Genomic DNA, 15,951 nt, shown 5'->3' with positions numbered 1-15,951 from the left:
TCAATTAGTGTCGGAAAAATCGGGCAAGTTGCATGGTCAATTCTGATTGATTCTGCGCCATGCATGCTAGCCGCATGCCTTAATGATGTCTAAGTGACTGAAAAATATGAAGTTCATTGTCATCAAATGGCTGGCACGACGGTTGCCAGTTTGATTGGTTGAGCTATGCGCAAGGAGATTCTCTTATGTCCACCTACCCTCGAATGGTTGTACTTGCTGCCTGTGCCCTGTCGATGATCGCGCCGGCCCAGGCCGACCCCGTGCAGGATGCTCGTCTGGAAGGGGCGTTGCAGACAGCCTTGTCCCTCAATCCCATGCTCAACCCGTTTTCTATAAAGGTGGAAGTCGATGGCCAGCAGGCGAGACTCTCCGGGGATGTTGAGAATCCGGTGGAGCAGGCGCTGGCCGAGCAGGTGGCTCTGGCCACCAAAGGTATCGAGCGGGTCGACAATCAACTGCGGATCGATCCCCGTCTGGTGGACAGGCCCCTGGAGTTGCGCGCCTACGCCCAGCGCCTGGAAGACGCCACCCTCGGCGCGGTGGTGCGCGCACGCTTGCTGTGGAGCCGAATCACCGAGAAAGCGTTCATTGAGGTGGAAAGCCGCGAAGGTGTGGTGACTCTGCGGGGCAAAGTAGACAGCCCCGAAGCCAAGGAGCTAGCAGGGGTGCTGGCGCGCACAACCGATGGAGTGCATCTGGTCAACAACCTGGTCAGCCTGGACAGCACTGCCCTTGCCAAGGCCCGGGAAAAACCCCTTGATGCGCCAGCAGGACCGCAGCCCAGCGATAGCTGGATCGTCGACAAGATTCAGGCCAGCTACCGATTCAGCCGCAACCTTGACGGATTGAACATCAAGGTAGCCAGTGATGAGGGGCTGGTCAGGTTGTCGGGTGAGGTGGTCAGTAGTGAGCAGAAAACGATTGCCGTGGAAGTCGCGAGGCAAATTGTCGGGGTACGTGGCGTCGACGCCGACCTGCTCAAGATCGCTACCAAGGTGGAGGGCTAATCGTGCAAATCGCACGACCCTATAACGGGTATCGTGCAGTATACGCACCAGGTAAAGGTTTCTAAATTTCATATATTATTAATTTAAAAGGATTTTTTTGTAGGCTTACGACTGGCATGCAGGCTGCACTGATGTTTCCAAGCACGAATAACAAGTTCGCAGGAGGAGCCGGCATGAATCGCCACAATGTCAATCGCACGCAGAGCGCTGTAGTACCTATGCAGCAACTGCTGTTCCTCGGCATGGCTCTGCTCCTGACCTTGGCGGTGGGCTTGTTCCACCACAGCTGGCAGACCGCTCGGCTGGCCGATCAAGTGGCCGCGCAGACCGCGCTGTTGACGCAACTGCGGGCAACGCCTCACGCCAGCACCTTGGTCAAGGCTGCAGAGCCACTGGCTAGTGCTGAAAACGCTCCTGCTGTTCTTGAACGTGTCGAGCCCCAGCAACGTTGGGTGTTCTGACACTGTTAACCGATTTCGTACAAGAAAAGGAGAAACATCATGCTGAGTTGGGCTATCACTTTCCTGATCATCGCCATTATCGCCGCAGTCCTGGGCTTTGGTGGTATCGCCGGCGCTGCGACCGGTATCGCGAAGATCCTGTTCATCGTCTTCCTGGTGCTGTTCGTTGCCTCCTTCTTCTTCGGCCGCGGTAGGGGTTGACGACCATGAGCAGGATGCTCCCGAAAGCCTTGGCCGTCGCACTGCTGCTGGGCAGTGGTGCGTCGGCGCTGGCCGCCAATGACGGCCAGGTCCGGGTCAACCAGTTGCTTGGCTCGGACCCCGAATACCAGAAGACCTGGCAGAAGACGATAAAGAAAGAAGAGCGCTTGCCCGAATGGGTGATCAACCTCAGCGGCAGCTCGGCACAGCAGATGTCGGCGGTGACCGAGGACGGCGACCAGTATCTGGTTGGTCCGCTCTGCGAATCCGAGGGCAACTGCACCTACAAGCGCCTGGTCGTGGCCTTCAGCTGGGACAAGGACGAAGCCTACGGCATGCTCGTGGAAGTGCCTGAGGGCCTGCCTGCGGACAAGTCGCCGACCCGCCATGCGGACTACCGCTGGTTGGGCAAGCCGGACGAAGGCATGAAAGCTTTGCTGCAGGAGCAGCTCAAGCGTGACCCGAATTGGTACTGACCAGCGGTCGCGCACTGTAACGCTATAGAAGCTGAACCTTTTTATCTTTCAAGCTTCTATGATGCGCCGCCCCGAGGAGGGGCGGCGCATGACCAGGGGGCCGGGCCGCTCTGACTGTTGCAGGGTCGGAGTGGCCTAGGGGTACAGGGAGTGCCTCCATCATGGGCCGGGTCAGGAGAGGGTGGCATCGGAAGTTGCAGGTCGATCGGGTCGAGTTGAGGACGTGATCGATCTGGCTTCCGAAGCGCCTGTAGGGATTTATCTATCCATACGAGCGACTTTTCACTTCAGACACATTTTGTCGCTACCGTATATCGAAATTTTTTTAGTTGTCCGACAGGTCAGCCCGTGTGGCATTTCAGCCATTCGGATTGTCGAACACGCCATCAAACTCCCTTCTTTCATACCTGCAAATCTGCCGAAAAATGGCGCATTGGCCTTGTTCGGAAATCCGAACGTTGAAAATCAAGGCGTTGGCGATGCTCGATTTTGGCTTCTGGTCTCATGCCGATTCGGCATATGGTATTCGTTTCCGGCATTAGACTGCCTCTGCCCACGTCGCAATAGTTGCCGCCTTTTTCCTTGGCCCGAGCGCCAGAAATGCTCGCTCGCGGTGTCCTTACAGAGGGGGCCGGAACGGAACACGCAGCCGCCCAGCAGCTTTGAAGCGCTCTGGAACGCGACTTTCCGTCAGGTGCCCGTGACCACTACAACAAAGGGTAATGACATGAAGAAGGCAAAACTGAGCCTCGCCTGGCAGATCGTCATCGGTCTGTTGCTGGGCGTTGCAGTCGGCGCGCTACTGAATCATTTCAGTGCAGAAAAGGCATGGTGGATCAGCAACGTCCTCCAGCCAGCCGGCGATATCTTCATTCGCCTGATCAAGATGATCGTCGTCCCGATCGTGATTTCGTCGCTGATCGTGGGCATCGCCGGGGTAGGCGACGCGAAGAAACTGGGCAGTATCGGCCTGAAGACCATCATCTACTTCGAGGTGGTGACCACCATCGCCATCGTCGTCGGCCTGGTCTTGGCCAACGTGTTCCACCCGGGCGCCGGCATCGACATGAGCACCCTGGGCACCGTCGACATCTCCAAGTACCAGGCCACCGCGGCCGAGGTGCAGCATGAGCATGCGTTCATCGAGACCCTGCTCAACCTGATCCCGTCGAATATCTTCGCGGCGCTGATGCGTGGCGAGATGCTGCCGATCATCTTCTTCTCGGTGATGTTCGGCATGGGCTTGTCGAGCCTCAACGCCGATCTGCGCGAGCCGCTGGTGCGTACCTTCCAGGGCGTGTCGGAGACCATGTTCAAGGTCACCCACATGATCATGAACTACGCGCCGATCGGTGTGTTCGCCCTGATCGCCGTGACTGTCGCCAACTTCGGCTTCAGCTCGCTGCTGCCGCTGGCCAAGCTGGTGCTGCTGGTGTACTTCGCCATCGCCTTCTTCGCCTTCATGGTGCTGGGCCTGGTGGCTCGCCTGTTCGGCTTCTCGGTGATCAAGATCATGCGCATCATGAAAGATGAGCTGATCCTCGCCTACTCCACCTCCAGCTCCGAGACCGTGCTGCCGCGCGTGATCGAGAAAATGGAGAAGTACGGTGCGCCGAAGTCGATCTGCTCATTCGTGGTTCCGACCGGCTACTCGTTCAACCTTGACGGCTCGACCCTGTACCAGAGCATCGCGGCGATCTTCATCGCCCAGCTGTATGGCATCGACCTGTCCTGGAGCCAGCAGTTGCTGCTGGTGCTGACCCTGATGGTCACCTCCAAGGGTATCGCCGGCGTGCCGGGTGTATCGTTCGTGGTACTGCTGGCCACCCTGGGCAGCGTGGGCATCCCGCTGGAAGGCCTGGCCTTCATCGCCGGTGTCGACCGCATCATGGACATGGCTCGTACCGCGCTGAACGTGGTGGGCAACGCCTTGGCCGCAGTGGTCATCGCCAAGTGGCAGGGCATGTACGACGCCGAGAAAGGCGAGGCGTACTACAAGTCGCTGGTGCTGGAAAAAGGCAAGAAAGAGGCCGTGGTGGCGGGCAAGACCGTCAACCAGTAAGCCGCTGAGCTAAACGAAGAGCCCCGACTTGTCGGGGCTTTTTGCTGTCTGAAAGCTGACCGCGGTCGTGTTACCCACACTGGCCCCATCACCGGCAAGCCGGCTCCCACACGGGTCTCGCAAATCCCTTTGGGAGCCGTCTTGCCGGCGATGGGGTGCGAAGCGCCCCCAACAGCGCGCCGGTTGATTGCGCTATCATTCGGGCATTTTTTCACGGGGGAACACACGGATGCTCAACGGCCTCTGGCTCGGCTTTTTCCTGATTGCGGCCATCAGCGCCCTGGGCCAATGGCTGGTGGGCGGCAATGCCGGTATCTTCGCCGCGATGGTCGAGAGCATCTTCGCCATGGCCAAGCTCTCGGTAGAGGTGATGGTCCTGCTGTTCGGTACCCTGACCCTGTGGCTGGGTTTTCTCAAGATTGCCGAGAAGGCCGGTATCGTCGAATGGCTGGCCAAGGTCCTCGGGCCGCTGTTTGCCCGGCTGATGCCGGAGGTACCGCCGGGCCACCCTGCCCTGGGCCTGATCACCATGAACTTCGCCGCCAACGGCCTGGGCCTGGACAACGCCGCCACGCCCATCGGCCTGAAGGCCATGCGCTCGCTGCAGGAGCTCAACCCCAGCAGCACCACGGCGAGCAACGCGCAGATTCTGTTCCTGGTGCTCAATGCGTCATCGCTGACCCTGCTGCCGGTGACCATCTTCATGTACCGCGCCCAGCAAGGCGCACCTGACCCGACCATGGTGTTCCTGCCGATCCTGCTGGCCACCAGTTGCTCGACCCTGGTCGGCCTGCTGTCGGTGGCGGTGATGCAGCGCCTGCGCCTGTGGGATCCGGTGGTGCTTGCCTACCTGATCCCCGGCGCGCTGTTGCTGGGTGGCTTCATGGCTTTTCTCGGCACGCTGTCGGCGGCCGCGCTGGCCAGCCTGTCCTCGATCCTGGGCAACCTGACGCTGTTCGGCGTGATCATCCTGTTCCTGGTGATCGGCGCGTTGCGGCGGGTGCAGGTGTACGAGGCCTTCGTCGAGGGCGCCAAGGAGGGTTTCGACGTGGCCAAGGGGCTGCTGCCCTACCTGGTGGCGATGCTGGTGGCCGTGGGCGTGTTGCGTGCCTCCGGCGCCCTGGAGCTGGCCCTGGACGGCATCCGCCACGCAGTGACCTGGATGGGCCTGGATACGCGCTTCGTCGAGGGCCTGCCCACGGCGCTGGTCAAGCCGTTCTCCGGCAGCGCGGCGCGGGCGATGCTGATCGAGACCATGCAGACCCAGGGCGTGGACAGCTTCCCGGCGCTGGTGGCGGCGACCATCCAGGGCAGCACCGAAACCACCTTCTACGTGCTGGCGGTGTACTTCGGCGCGGTGGGTATCCAGCGCGTGCGCCATGCGGTGGGCTGCGCGCTGCTGGCCGAGCTGTCCGGGGTGATCGCGGCGATCTTCGTCTGCTACTGGTTCTTTGCCTGAGCCTGGCTGACGGTCCAGACGATTACCTGGCGCGCCAGCTGGTCGCTGGCCGTACCGAAGCCGGCGACCACCGCCGGCACTTGCTGGCTGCCTAGCGGCTGGCGTACCTCGAAGCGTTTACTCGCGAGGATGCGCTGGCTGCGGCCCTGCACCAGCCGTGCATCGTAGCGAATCACCACCTCCACAGCCCCGCCTGAGCGGTACTCGCTCTGGAACGCCTGCAGTTCGCCACCCAGCTCGTAGTCCGCCTGCAGGTTGCTGTCGTCGGCACTCAGGCGCTGCACCCGGCCATCGCGCTGGAAGCCGTCGAGCAGGCGATTGCGCACCAGCATTGGCGTCGGGTCGCTCCAGCGGGCGCCCTTGTAGCTGCTGATCACATCCCCCTGGGGAATGACCGCGATACGCGGCCCGGCCAGGGCTTCGCTGGCCAGTGGCTTGTTCAGGCGCAGCGACCAGTCCAGCGGCGCGGCACTGCGGGCGGTCTGGCTCACCGGCAGGCGGTAGATATCCACAGGCTCGGACTGCGGCAGGATCGAGCAGGCCGTAGCCAGGCTCAGGGTGGTAGCGAGTGCGGCCAGGCGCAGCGACAGCTTCATGGCTGGAACTCCTTGTTGTTGTCGCGGCCCAGCAGGTAGCCGCTGGGGTCGGCTTCCAGGCGCCGGGAGATGCCCTTGAGCGAGTTGAGGGTCTCGCGCAGTTCGCGGATTGCCGGGGCGATCTGGTTCAGGCCCTGGGCACCATCGTCCAAGGACTGGCGGTTGTCCTGCAACAGGCTGTTGATGGTCGCGGTGCTTTCGGCCAGCGACTGCATGGCCTGCTCGGCGCTGCCGATGGCCTGCTTGCCCTGGGTGCCCAGCAGGCCGTTGGCATTGCGCATCAGGGCCTGGGTCTCGGCCAGGGTGGCATTGGCCTGCTTGCCGACCTGAGCCAGCTGTTCGATGGCCTCGGAAATCCCGCCCTTCTGGTTGGCGAAGGCGCCGGTGGTCTGCTCGAGGTTGGCTAAGGTATTGCTGAGGCGCTCGATATTGCTCGAAGAGAACATCTGGTTGGCGTTGTGCAGCAGCAGGTTGATGTTGGTCACCAGGTCGCTGCTATCGTTGAGCAGGCGCGAGATTGGCGATGGCGAGGCGACGATCACCGGCAGCTTGCCGTCCTTGCCCTTGAGTTCCGGGCTTTGCGGCGTGCCGCCGCTGAGCTGGATGAACGAGTTGCCGGTCACTCCCGCCAGGGTCAGCTTGGCCTGGGTGTCCTCCTTGACCGGCGTGTCGCCGCTAAGGCGCACGCGAGCCAGGACCCGACGCGGGTCCTTCGGGTCCAGGCGCAGGTTGCTGACATCACCGACCTTGATGCCGTTGTACTGCACCGGGCTGCCGCGGGACAGGCCCGACACGGCCTCGTTGAACACCACTTCGTAGTCCTTGAAAGCATCGTCGACACTGGACTTGGTCAGCCACAGGCCGAATAGCATGGCGCCCGCCACCACCAGCACGGTGACCAGGCCGATCAGGACATGATGAGCTCGGGTTTCCATCGTTCAGCGCTCCTGGCGGGCGCGCAGGGCGGCGTCTTCGGCCGCCCGGCCACGCGGGCCGTGAAAGTATTCGTGAATCCAGGGATCAACGGTCTGCTCGACCTCGGCCAGGGGCCCGGCTACCAGCACCTTCTTCTGCGACAGCACCGCCACCCGGTCGGTAATGGTGTAGAGGGTGTCCAGGTCGTGGGTGATGAGGAACACCGACAGGCCCAGGGCGTCGCGCAGGGTAAGGATCAACTGGTCGAAGGCGGCGGCGCCGATCGGGTCGAGGCCGGCGGTGGGCTCGTCGAGGAACAGGATGTCCGGGTCCAGGGCCAGGGCGCGGGCCAGGGCGGCGCGCTTGATCATGCCGCCGGACAGCGAGGCCGGGTACTTGTCGGCAGCGCTGATCGGCAGCCCGGCCAACGCCAGCTTGACCCCGGCCAGGTGCTCGGCGTCGGCCCGCGACAGCCCGGCATGCTCGATCAGCGGCAGGGCGACGTTCTCGGTAACGGTCAGCGAGGAGAACAGCGCGCCCTTCTGGAACAGCACGCCGAAGCGGCGTTCGACCAGCGAGCGCTGGTTTTCGTCGAGCGTGGCCAGGTCCTGGCCGAATACCTTGGCCGTGCCTTCATTGGGCCGGCGCAGGCCGATGATGCTGCGCAGCAGCACCGATTTGCCGCTGCCCGAACCGCCGACCACGGCGAGGATTTCACCGCGGTACAGGTCCAGGTCGAGATTCTCGTGCACGCTCTGGCTGCCGAAGCGGTTGCACAGCCCCCGGGCTTCGATCACGGCTTCAGTCACCAGCCCATCTCCATGAAGAACAGCGCGGCGACCGCGTCCAGCACGATGACCACGAAGATCGATTGCACCACGGCGGAGGTGGTGTGGGCACCCACCGACTCGGCGCTGCCGCTGACCTTGAAGCCTTCCAGGCAGCCGATGGCGGCGATCAGGAAAGCGAAGAACGGCGCCTTTGCCATGCCCACCAGGAAATGCTGCACGCCGATGTCACTCTGCAGCAGCGAGAGGAACATGGCCGGCGAGATGTCCAGGGTCAGGGCACAGACCACCGCGCCGCCGATCATGCCGCAGAGCATCGCGACGAAGGTCAGCAATGGCAATGCTATCAACAGTGCCAGCACTCGGGGCACAACCAGCAGCTCGATCGGGTTGAGGCCCAGGGTGCGAATGGCGTCGATCTCTTCGTTGGCCTTCATCGAGCCGATCTGCGCGGTGAACGCGCTGGCGGTGCGCCCGGCCATGAGGATGGCGGTCAGCAGCACGGCGAACTCGCGCAGGAAGGAGAACGCTACCAGGTCGACGGTGAAGATCGTTGCGCCGAAGTCAGCCAGCACCGTAGCGCCAAGGAAGGCCACCACAGCGCCGACCAGAAAGGTCAGCAAGGCGACGATGGGCGCGGCGTCCAGGCCGGTCTGCTCGAGGTGCGCGACCACCGGGGTGACCCGCCAGCGATGCGGCTGGAACAGCCGCAGGAACAAGGTCTGCAGGATCAGGCCGATGAAACCCAGCACCTGGGTGGTGTCCTGCCACAGCTGGTCGACGGCGCGGCCGATGCGCGCCAGCAGGAGAAGCAGCACTGGCTGCTCCGGTTCCTTGACCGGGATGCAGTAGTCCTGCACCGAGCAGTAGACGTTCTTCAGCAAGGCCCGGCTGGCATCGGGGAGTTCGTCGCTGCAGCGCGACAGGCGTTCGGAGCCCAGCAGTTCGGCCAGCAGCGAGGCGCCGGCGGTGTCCAGGCGGCCCAGCTGGCTGAGGTCGGCGAGGGTTTCGTCACCGTACTGGTCGCGCAGTCGCTCGCACTCGCGCTTGAGGCTGGCGTAGTGGGCAAGGGTCCAGTCTCCGGCGATGCGCAGGCGAGTGGGCTGCTGCCGGGTGTCCAAGGTGGCGCTCGGGGCGGTCATAGGCTCCCTGCATCTGACTGGCGAATCGGCGAGTCAGATCATAGCCCATCGCGGGGTCGGCCCGCTTCCACCACGATGATGGTTGCGGGCGTGCCCCGCGATCCTTGTCAGGATTCCACCACCTTGAAGCGCAGAACCCCGATCACCTGCCCGTCCTCGGTCAGCACCCTCACCTGCCACTTGCCTACGGGATTGGGTGGGAAGTTCTGCTTGTGGGTCCAGGCCCGGTAGCCTTCCTTGCGCCCGCCGTGAATGTCCAAGGCGATACGGTCGACCTCTTTGCCATCGAGCTGCCACACATGGTAGATGCGCTCGTTCAGACCGCGCGGCGCGTTAATGGCGGTGTAGGCATACAGCCCACCACTGCGGATACGGCTGGCCGCCACTTCGTCCAGTGATTCGCCTGGCTGGCGGTTGAGCACCTCGGTACTGATCGCCACGTCGGTCATCCACAGTGTGGCCGGCGGCACCCACGAGCGCAGCAGCCACCCGCCGCCACCCACCGCCAGGGTCACCAGCACCAGGGCCACGCCACGGCGCCAGCTGTTGATCGGGAAGCTGCTGGCCAGGCTCGGGAACGACAGCGCCATGGCGGCGATCAGTGCCAGCTTGAAGCTTTGCGCGGTGGTCAGATGCAGGATGATTGGCAATGCCGTGAGCATGGCCGCGAACAGCGTCAGGGTGTGCAGCGCCAGGAACAGCCAGCGCCGCGGCGCCAGCCACTTGTGGTACAGCGGGTCGATGATCGAGATCAGCCCCGCGGCACCGAGCAGGCCGGTGAATATTAGCTGGCCGCTGTTCCAGGTGGTGGTGATGAAGAAGAACGGCAAGACGAAGAACAGGCTTTCCTGATGGATCATCTGTGTCGCGAAGCGCAGCAACGGTTGCGGGATCTCGCGCTTGAAGGTGCGGGCGAACAGCTCGGTGAGGGTGTTCTCCAGCATCAGCCAGACCCAGCTGACCAGCATCGCGATGGCGATCCACCTTGCCAGGCCGGCCTGGCGGTCGACCAGCATGAAGCTGCCGATGCCCGAGAGGAAACCGTAGAGCGCGATGATGCCGGGGTAGCGCTTGAGCAGCTCGATGATGCGCAGGATGAAGCTGGGGATTGGGGGCATCAGGCAAGCAACAGGGAGCGGTGGATGGCTGTGCCGGCTTCATCGCGGGGCAAGCCCGCTCCCACGCATGAATTGTCGTGGGAGCGGGCTTGCCCCGCGATGAGTGCTAGCGAAAGGCTTACAGGATACCGCCGAATCAGGGCGCCCGTGTAGCACCGCTGGGCTTGGCGCGAGGCCCGCGGCGGCGGATCAGCCCGACTGCCAGGATCAACCCCAGCAACAAGGCCACCAACCCATACAGCTCGTCATACCCCAGCAACGGCTTCTCGATGCGCAGGTACCCCGGCTCCTTGAGCAGCTCGCGCAGCGCCGCATCGGCCTGTTTCAGGCTGACTTGGCGAAGTTCTCGCACCGGATCGGTGAAACGTCCGTCCTCGTAGGCGTTGAGCGCCCCCCAGTAGTAGTCGGCGAGCGCTGCGTTGCCCTGGGTGGTCCAGCTCTCCCGGGCGATCGTCGCCTCCTTGATGCGGGCGAAGGTGTCCGGGTCCAGGCCATGCTTGCGCAGATGGTCGAACAACTGCTCGAGTACCTTGAGTGCCTTGTCGAGGTCCTGGCGCTCGAGGTCGGCATTCAGGGTGAGCAGCCCGCTGTCGCCGAAGCTCTCGCGTTGTACCGACGGCCCGTAGGACAACCCGTGGCGCAGGCGCAACTGGTCGTACAGCGCCCAGTCCAGGTAGCGCGACAGCAGCTCGAGGGTCTGGTCGTGCCCCTCCTCCAGGGTCGGCTCGATGAACAGCCAGTGCAACTTGACGCTGTCGCCCAGCCAGCCGCGGGTCAGGTCGCGGCGCTGCTCGGCCTGCTGGCTGATGCTTTCGAGGTTGCGGCGTTCTTCGGGCTCGGTCGCCGGCAGCTCGCCAAAAGTGCGTTCCAGGTAGGCTGGCAGCAGGCGGTCGAGGCCGCCGACGACGATCAGCGACATGTTGTTGGCCACATACCAGTGCTCGCGCAACTGCTGGACCTGTTCCAGGGTCATGTCGTCGAAGTTGGAGCGCTCGGGACATTTCAGGCCCAGCTCGGTAGCCAGCTGGTCGCTGGCTGGGTGGCCGATGTCCTGACGGTCCAGCCAGCGCTGCAGTCGGCCGTAATGGCCACCGTCCTCGCGCTCGATGATCTTTTTCGCGGTGGCCAGCGCCTTCGTGTCGATTTGAGTATCGCGGACCACCGCCAGCAGCAGGTCGAGCACCTTGCGCTGGTTGCGCGCCGGGGCTTCGATGACGAAGGTGGTGTCGGCGCTGCTGGTGAAGGCGTTCCACTCCCCGCCCAGGGCCTGGATACGCTCCTCCAGCCCGCCCTCGCCCGTCTCGTCGATACCGCTGAACAGCAGGTGCTCGAGCAGGTGCGGCAGCTCGCGCTGGTCACAGTCGAAGTCGTCCAGGCCCACGCCCACCACCAGGCGGATCGACACATGATCACGCTCATAGCCGGACTTGAGGATGACCTGCAGGCCGTTGGGCAACAGGTAGCCCTCGACCCGCGAGCGGTCGAGGGCGAGCGTGGGCAGGTTACAAATCAGCAGGCAAACGAACAACAGGCAACGCATAGGCGAGCTCAGGTCTCCGGAGTGTCTTGGCTCAAGGCTGACGGGCTTCGTCCGGCACGCTGTCGAGCATCAGCCCGCCGGTGTCGGTGCCGCCCAGTACCACATAGGCACTGCTGCAGAACAAAGAGTTCAAACGCTTCATGTCGGCAATGAGCTCCAAGTGTAGCGAACTGGTCTCGATACTCTGCACCACTTTACGTTGCAGGCGGCTGACATGGGCGTGGGCCAGGCGCCGCTCCTGGGCGCGGAAACGACGTTTCTCGCGCAGCAACTGCTGCGCGCTCTGCGGGTCGGCGCTGAGGAACACTGACAGGCCCAGGCGCAGGTTGGCCAGCAATTGTTCCTGCAGGCCAGTCAGCTCCTCCAAGCCAACCTGGGAGAACTCCCGACGCTGCGAGGTCTTCTGCTGCTGGACCTTGCGAAGCATGCGCTCGATCAGGTCGCTGGCCAGCTTGAGGTTGATCGCCACCTCGATGATCTCTGCCCAGCGCCGGTTGTCCTGCTCGGCGAGGTCTTCACGGGGCATCTGCGCCAGGTAAAGCTTGATGGCGTTGTACAGCGCCTCGGCATCCTCCCCGAGGGCCCTAACCTGTTGCGGCAAGGCTGTCTGGGTGCCGCGCAGGGCGCCAAGCATGGCCTCGAGCAGGCTGTCGACGATATCGCCCAGGCGCAGGGTCTCGCGCACGGCGTTGACCAGCGCCAGGCTGGGGGTGTTCAACGCCGTCGGGTCCAGGTGGCGTGGCTGGTGGCGGCCATTGCCGTTGTCGCGTTCGGGCAGCAGGTAGCTGCACAGGCGGCCCATGGGTTTGACCGTCGGCAGCATCAGCAGGCAGCGCAAGGTGTTGTAGAGCAGGTGGAAGCCGATCACCAGCTCTTGCGGGCTGAAGCTCAGGCTGTCCATCCAGGCCACCAGCGGGTGCAGCACCGGGATGATCAGTAGCAGGCCGACCACCTTGTACAACAGGCTGCCCAGCGCCACCCGGCGACCGGCGCTGTTTTGCAGGCTGGTGGTGAGGAAGGCGAGCAGGCCGCTGCCGATGTTGGCGCCAATCACCAGGCCGATGGCCACCGGCAGGCTGATCACTTCGGCGCCCGCCAGGGTGGCGGTGAGCAGCACGGCGGCCAGGCTGGAGTAGGAAATCATGGCGAATAGCGCGCCGATCAGGGCGTCGAGGAGGATATCGCCGGTGAGCGAGGCGAACAGCACCTTCACCCCTTGGGCGTGGGTGATCGGCGCGGCGGCGTGGACGATCAGTTGCAGCGCCAGGATGATCAGGCCCAGGCCGATGCCGACGCGGCCCAGCTGGCCGGCGCGGGTCTGCTTGCGCGAGAGGAAGAAGATCACCCCGAGGAAGATCAGCAGCGGCGACAGCCAGGACAGGTCGAAGGTCAGCACCCGCGCCATCAGCGCGGTCCCGACGTCGGCGCCGAGCATGATCGCCAGGGCCGGGGTCATGGCCATCAGGCCCTGGCCGACGAACGAGGTGACCAGCATGGCGGTGGCGTTGCTGCTCTGCACCATGGCGGTGACCAGGATCCCGGCGATGAAGGCCAGCGGGCGCTTGTCCATGTTCTGGCCGAGCACGCGGCGCAGGTTCGAGCCATAGACCCGCAGGATGCCGGTACGCACGATATGGGTGCCCCACACCAGCAACGCCACGGCGGAGAGCAGATTGAGCAGGGTCAGCATGGTCGGGCCCCCTTTTCTTCTATGCCCCTGGGCGGGGCCAATGGGTGCAGCGGTGAGCCTGGCCCGGGGGTGGGCTGTTTTTCCCAGTGCTCACTGAAGCTTTAGTTGTTTTGCCTGGCTGGTGCCAGCTTGGCATGGGTGAAACGTATTTGAAACATGCTCTGGCCTCATCGTCGGCAACAAAAAAGGCCCCGAAGGGCCCTTTCGCTACCGCGCTTCCTGGGCTTATTGACCCGGGATGTCCTTGCGCAGTTTCACTGGATCGTGCTCCTTGCCCTTCTTGCGTGCCATCGCCGTGCGCATGCGGATGTTGATCGCCTCCACCGCCAGCGAGAAAGCCATAGCGAAGTAGACGTAGCCTTTCGGCACATGCACATCGAAAGATTCGGCGATCAGCACGGTGCCTACGACGATCAGGAACGAAAGCGCGAGCATCTTCAGCGATGGGTGCTTGTCGATGAAATCGCTGATGGTGCCGGCGCAGAGCATCATCACCAGTACCGCGACGATGATCGCGGCGATCATCACCGGCACGTGGGAGACCATGCCCACCGCGGTGATCACCGAGTCCAGCGAGAACACGATGTCGATGATGGCAATCTGGATGATGGTGTAGAAGAACTTGCCACCTGCCCCTTTCGGCTCGTCGGGGTTCTCGTCCTCGCCTTCCAGGCCGTGGTAGATCTCCTGAGAGCTTTTCCACAGGAGGAACAGGCCGCCGAAGAACAGGATCAGGTCGCGCCCGGAGATACCCTCGCCCAGTACATGGAACAGGTCGTCGGTCAGGCGCATGACCCAGGTGATCGACAGCAGCAGCATGATCCGCGTGACCATGGCCAGGGCCAGGCCGAAGATCCGCGTGCGCGGTTGCATGTGCTTGGGCATGCGGCTGACCAGGATCGAGATCATGATGATGTTGTCGATCCCGAGCACGATCTCAAGCGCGGTGAGGGTAAAAAAGGCAACCCAGATTTCCGGGCTGGTCAGCCATTCCATGTGTATTCCTTCGAGCGGTAAAGGCAAAGCGCCCTGGTGACGGGCGCTTTGCGGTTGGATGAGGCGCTTGTATTACAGACTGCTGAACAGCGGGAAAGTCCCCAGCGCCAGCGCGCCGGCCATTATGCACAGGCATACCAGCACTGCCCACTTGAGGGTGAAGCGCTGGTGATCGCCGAACTCGATGCCGGCCAGGGCCACCAGCAGGTAGGTGGAGGGTACCAGCGGGCTGAGCAGGTGTACCGGTTGCCCGACGATCGACGCACGGGCCATTTCCACCGGGGTGACGCCGTAATGGCTGGCGAACTCCGAGAGTACCGGCAGCACGCCGTAGTAGAAGGCGTCGTTGGACATGAAGAAGGTGAACGGCATGCTGACCAGGGCGGTGATCACCGCCATGTAGGGGCCGAACGCTTCCGGGATTACCGCCAGCAGGCTCTTGGACATGGCATCGACCATGCCGGTACCCGACAGGATGCCGGTGAAAATGCCCGCGGCGAAGATCAGCCCGCTCACGGCCAGCACGCTGGAGGCGTGGGCGGCGATGCGGTCCTTCTGCTGCTGCAGGCACGGGTAGTTGACGATCATGGCGATGCTGAAGGCGATCATGAACAGCACCGGCAGTGGCAGCACGCCGGCGATCAGCGCGACCATCAGCGCGGCGGTCAGGGCGCCGTTGAACCACAGCAGCTTGGGCCTGCGGGCTTCCGGGAACTGCGACACGCTGATTTCGCTGTGGTCGAGGTCGTCGGTCGGCAGGTGCAGTTCACCGAGGCGGGCACGTTCACGCAGGCCATACCAGTAGGCGATGGCCAGGATCGCCACCACGCCGAATGCCATGGCCGGAATCATCGGCACGAAGATGTCCGAAGGGTCAACGTGCAAGGCGCTGGCGGCGCGCGCCGTCGGCCCTCCCCATGGGGTCATGTTCATCACCCCGCCGGCGAGGATGATCAGGCCAGCCATGATTCGCGGGCTCATCCCCAGGCGGCTGTACATCGGCAGCATGGCGGCGCAGCAGATCATGTAGGTGGTGGCGCCGTCCCCGTCCAGGGACACCACCAGGGCCAGCACCGCGGTGCCGATCGAGACTTTCAGCGGGTCGCCCTTGACCAGCTTGAGGATCTTGCGCACGGCCGGGTCGAACAGGCCGGAGTCGATCATCAGGGCGAAGTAGAGAATGGCGAACATCAGCATCACGCCAGTGGGCGCGAGCTTGCTGATGCCCTGCAGCATCATCGGGCCGATGTCGCTGTAGAAGCCGCCGAACAGGGCGAACAAAATCGGTACCAGGATCAGCGCGATCAAGGCCGACAGGCGCTTGGTCATTATCAGGTACATGAAGGTGATGACCATGGCGAAGCCGAGGAAGGTCAGCATGGCGGTACTCCAGGCGTGGCGCGGCGAAAGGAAGGACGATTCGGGCGGATCAGCGCGTCAGGCGCTGCGCGAGGAGCTGGCGGAGGGGGACTGCGAAAAGGCGGGCACAGGAAAACATCA

At 63.4% G+C, this 15,951-nt stretch carries 15 protein-coding genes; 6 read left to right on the top strand and 9 right to left on the bottom strand.

Features of this window, described 5'->3' with window-relative positions:
- Positions 1-185: 185 nt before the first annotated feature.
- From C3F42_RS16710 to C3F42_RS16685, 6 genes are all read left to right on the top strand, one after another.
- The gene (locus C3F42_RS16710) at positions 186-1,007 is read left to right on the top strand and encodes a BON domain-containing protein (RefSeq protein ID WP_023629393.1); all 822 of its coding nucleotides are present in this window, start codon (positions 186-188) and stop codon (positions 1,005-1,007) included.
- Positions 1,008-1,180: 173 nt separating this feature from the next.
- Positions 1,181-1,468 (top strand): hypothetical protein, encoded by a 288-nt coding sequence (locus tag C3F42_RS16705; RefSeq protein ID WP_023629392.1) that lies wholly within the window; start codon positions 1,181-1,183, stop codon positions 1,466-1,468.
- A 39-nt stretch (positions 1,469-1,507) separates the two neighbouring features.
- Positions 1,508-1,669, top strand: a complete 162-nt coding sequence (locus tag C3F42_RS16700; RefSeq protein WP_008092060.1) for a DUF1328 domain-containing protein — start codon at positions 1,508-1,510, stop codon at positions 1,667-1,669.
- Between the two features lie 5 nt (positions 1,670-1,674).
- Positions 1,675-2,145 carry an inhibitor of vertebrate lysozyme family protein gene (locus C3F42_RS16695; protein ID WP_031314662.1) on the top strand — a complete coding sequence of 157 codons (471 nt, stop codon included), beginning with the start codon at positions 1,675-1,677 and terminating at the stop codon, positions 2,143-2,145.
- A 727-nt stretch (positions 2,146-2,872) separates the two neighbouring features.
- Complete coding sequence (gltP, locus tag C3F42_RS16690; RefSeq protein WP_023629390.1) at positions 2,873-4,207, top strand: glutamate/aspartate:proton symporter GltP; 1,335 nt, start codon at positions 2,873-2,875, stop codon at positions 4,205-4,207.
- Between the two features lie 229 nt (positions 4,208-4,436).
- Entirely contained in the window at positions 4,437-5,666 is a 1,230-nt protein-coding gene (locus tag C3F42_RS16685) for a nucleoside recognition domain-containing protein (protein ID WP_046853634.1), read from the top strand.
- Here the strand turns inward: C3F42_RS16685 and C3F42_RS16680 are convergent.
- The 9 genes from C3F42_RS16680 to C3F42_RS16640 all read right to left on the bottom strand — a co-directional run bounded on the left by C3F42_RS16680 (position 5,648) and on the right by C3F42_RS16640 (position 15,831).
- Entirely contained in the window at positions 5,648-6,262 is a 615-nt protein-coding gene (locus C3F42_RS16680; protein ID WP_104444654.1) for an ABC-type transport auxiliary lipoprotein family protein, read from the bottom strand. The genes C3F42_RS16685 and C3F42_RS16680 overlap by 19 nt on opposite strands.
- The gene (locus C3F42_RS16675; protein WP_023632377.1) at positions 6,259-7,197 is read right to left on the bottom strand and encodes an MlaD family protein; all 939 of its coding nucleotides are present in this window, start codon (positions 7,195-7,197) and stop codon (positions 6,259-6,261) included. The genes C3F42_RS16680 and C3F42_RS16675 overlap by 4 nt, the downstream gene beginning before the upstream one ends.
- A gap of 3 nt (positions 7,198-7,200) precedes the next feature.
- On the bottom strand, positions 7,201-7,986 hold the full coding sequence (locus C3F42_RS16670) for an ABC transporter ATP-binding protein (RefSeq protein ID WP_104444653.1): 786 nt from the start codon (positions 7,984-7,986) through the stop codon (positions 7,201-7,203).
- A complete protein-coding gene (locus C3F42_RS16665; protein ID WP_094010785.1) occupies positions 7,983-9,107 on the bottom strand; it encodes an ABC transporter permease in 1,125 nt (374 codons plus the stop codon). The genes C3F42_RS16670 and C3F42_RS16665 overlap by 4 nt, the downstream gene beginning before the upstream one ends.
- Before the next feature lie 107 nt (positions 9,108-9,214).
- Positions 9,215-10,225: a DUF5924 family protein gene (locus C3F42_RS16660; RefSeq protein WP_104444652.1), complete on the bottom strand. Its 1,011-nt coding sequence runs from the start codon at positions 10,223-10,225 to the stop codon at positions 9,215-9,217.
- A gap of 136 nt (positions 10,226-10,361) precedes the next feature.
- On the bottom strand, positions 10,362-11,765 hold the full coding sequence (locus tag C3F42_RS16655) for a pitrilysin family protein (RefSeq protein WP_104444651.1): 1,404 nt from the start codon (positions 11,763-11,765) through the stop codon (positions 10,362-10,364).
- Between the two features lie 31 nt (positions 11,766-11,796).
- Positions 11,797-13,455, bottom strand: coding sequence for a Na/Pi cotransporter family protein (locus tag C3F42_RS16650; RefSeq protein ID WP_038707120.1), 1,659 nt, complete (start codon positions 13,453-13,455; stop codon positions 11,797-11,799).
- Positions 13,456-13,680: 225 nt separating this feature from the next.
- The gene (locus C3F42_RS16645) at positions 13,681-14,451 is read right to left on the bottom strand and encodes a TerC family protein (RefSeq protein WP_023629725.1); all 771 of its coding nucleotides are present in this window, start codon (positions 14,449-14,451) and stop codon (positions 13,681-13,683) included.
- 72 nt (positions 14,452-14,523) lie between these two features.
- Positions 14,524-15,831, bottom strand: coding sequence for a CitMHS family transporter (locus tag C3F42_RS16640; protein WP_094010781.1), 1,308 nt, complete (start codon positions 15,829-15,831; stop codon positions 14,524-14,526).
- Positions 15,832-15,951 lie beyond the last annotated feature (120 nt).

It is taken from the genome of Pseudomonas sp. PONIH3 (assembly GCF_002934345.1).
GTDB lineage: Bacteria > Pseudomonadota > Gammaproteobacteria > Pseudomonadales > Pseudomonadaceae > Aquipseudomonas > Aquipseudomonas soli.
This window is presented reverse-complemented; position numbering and strand designations above follow the sequence as displayed.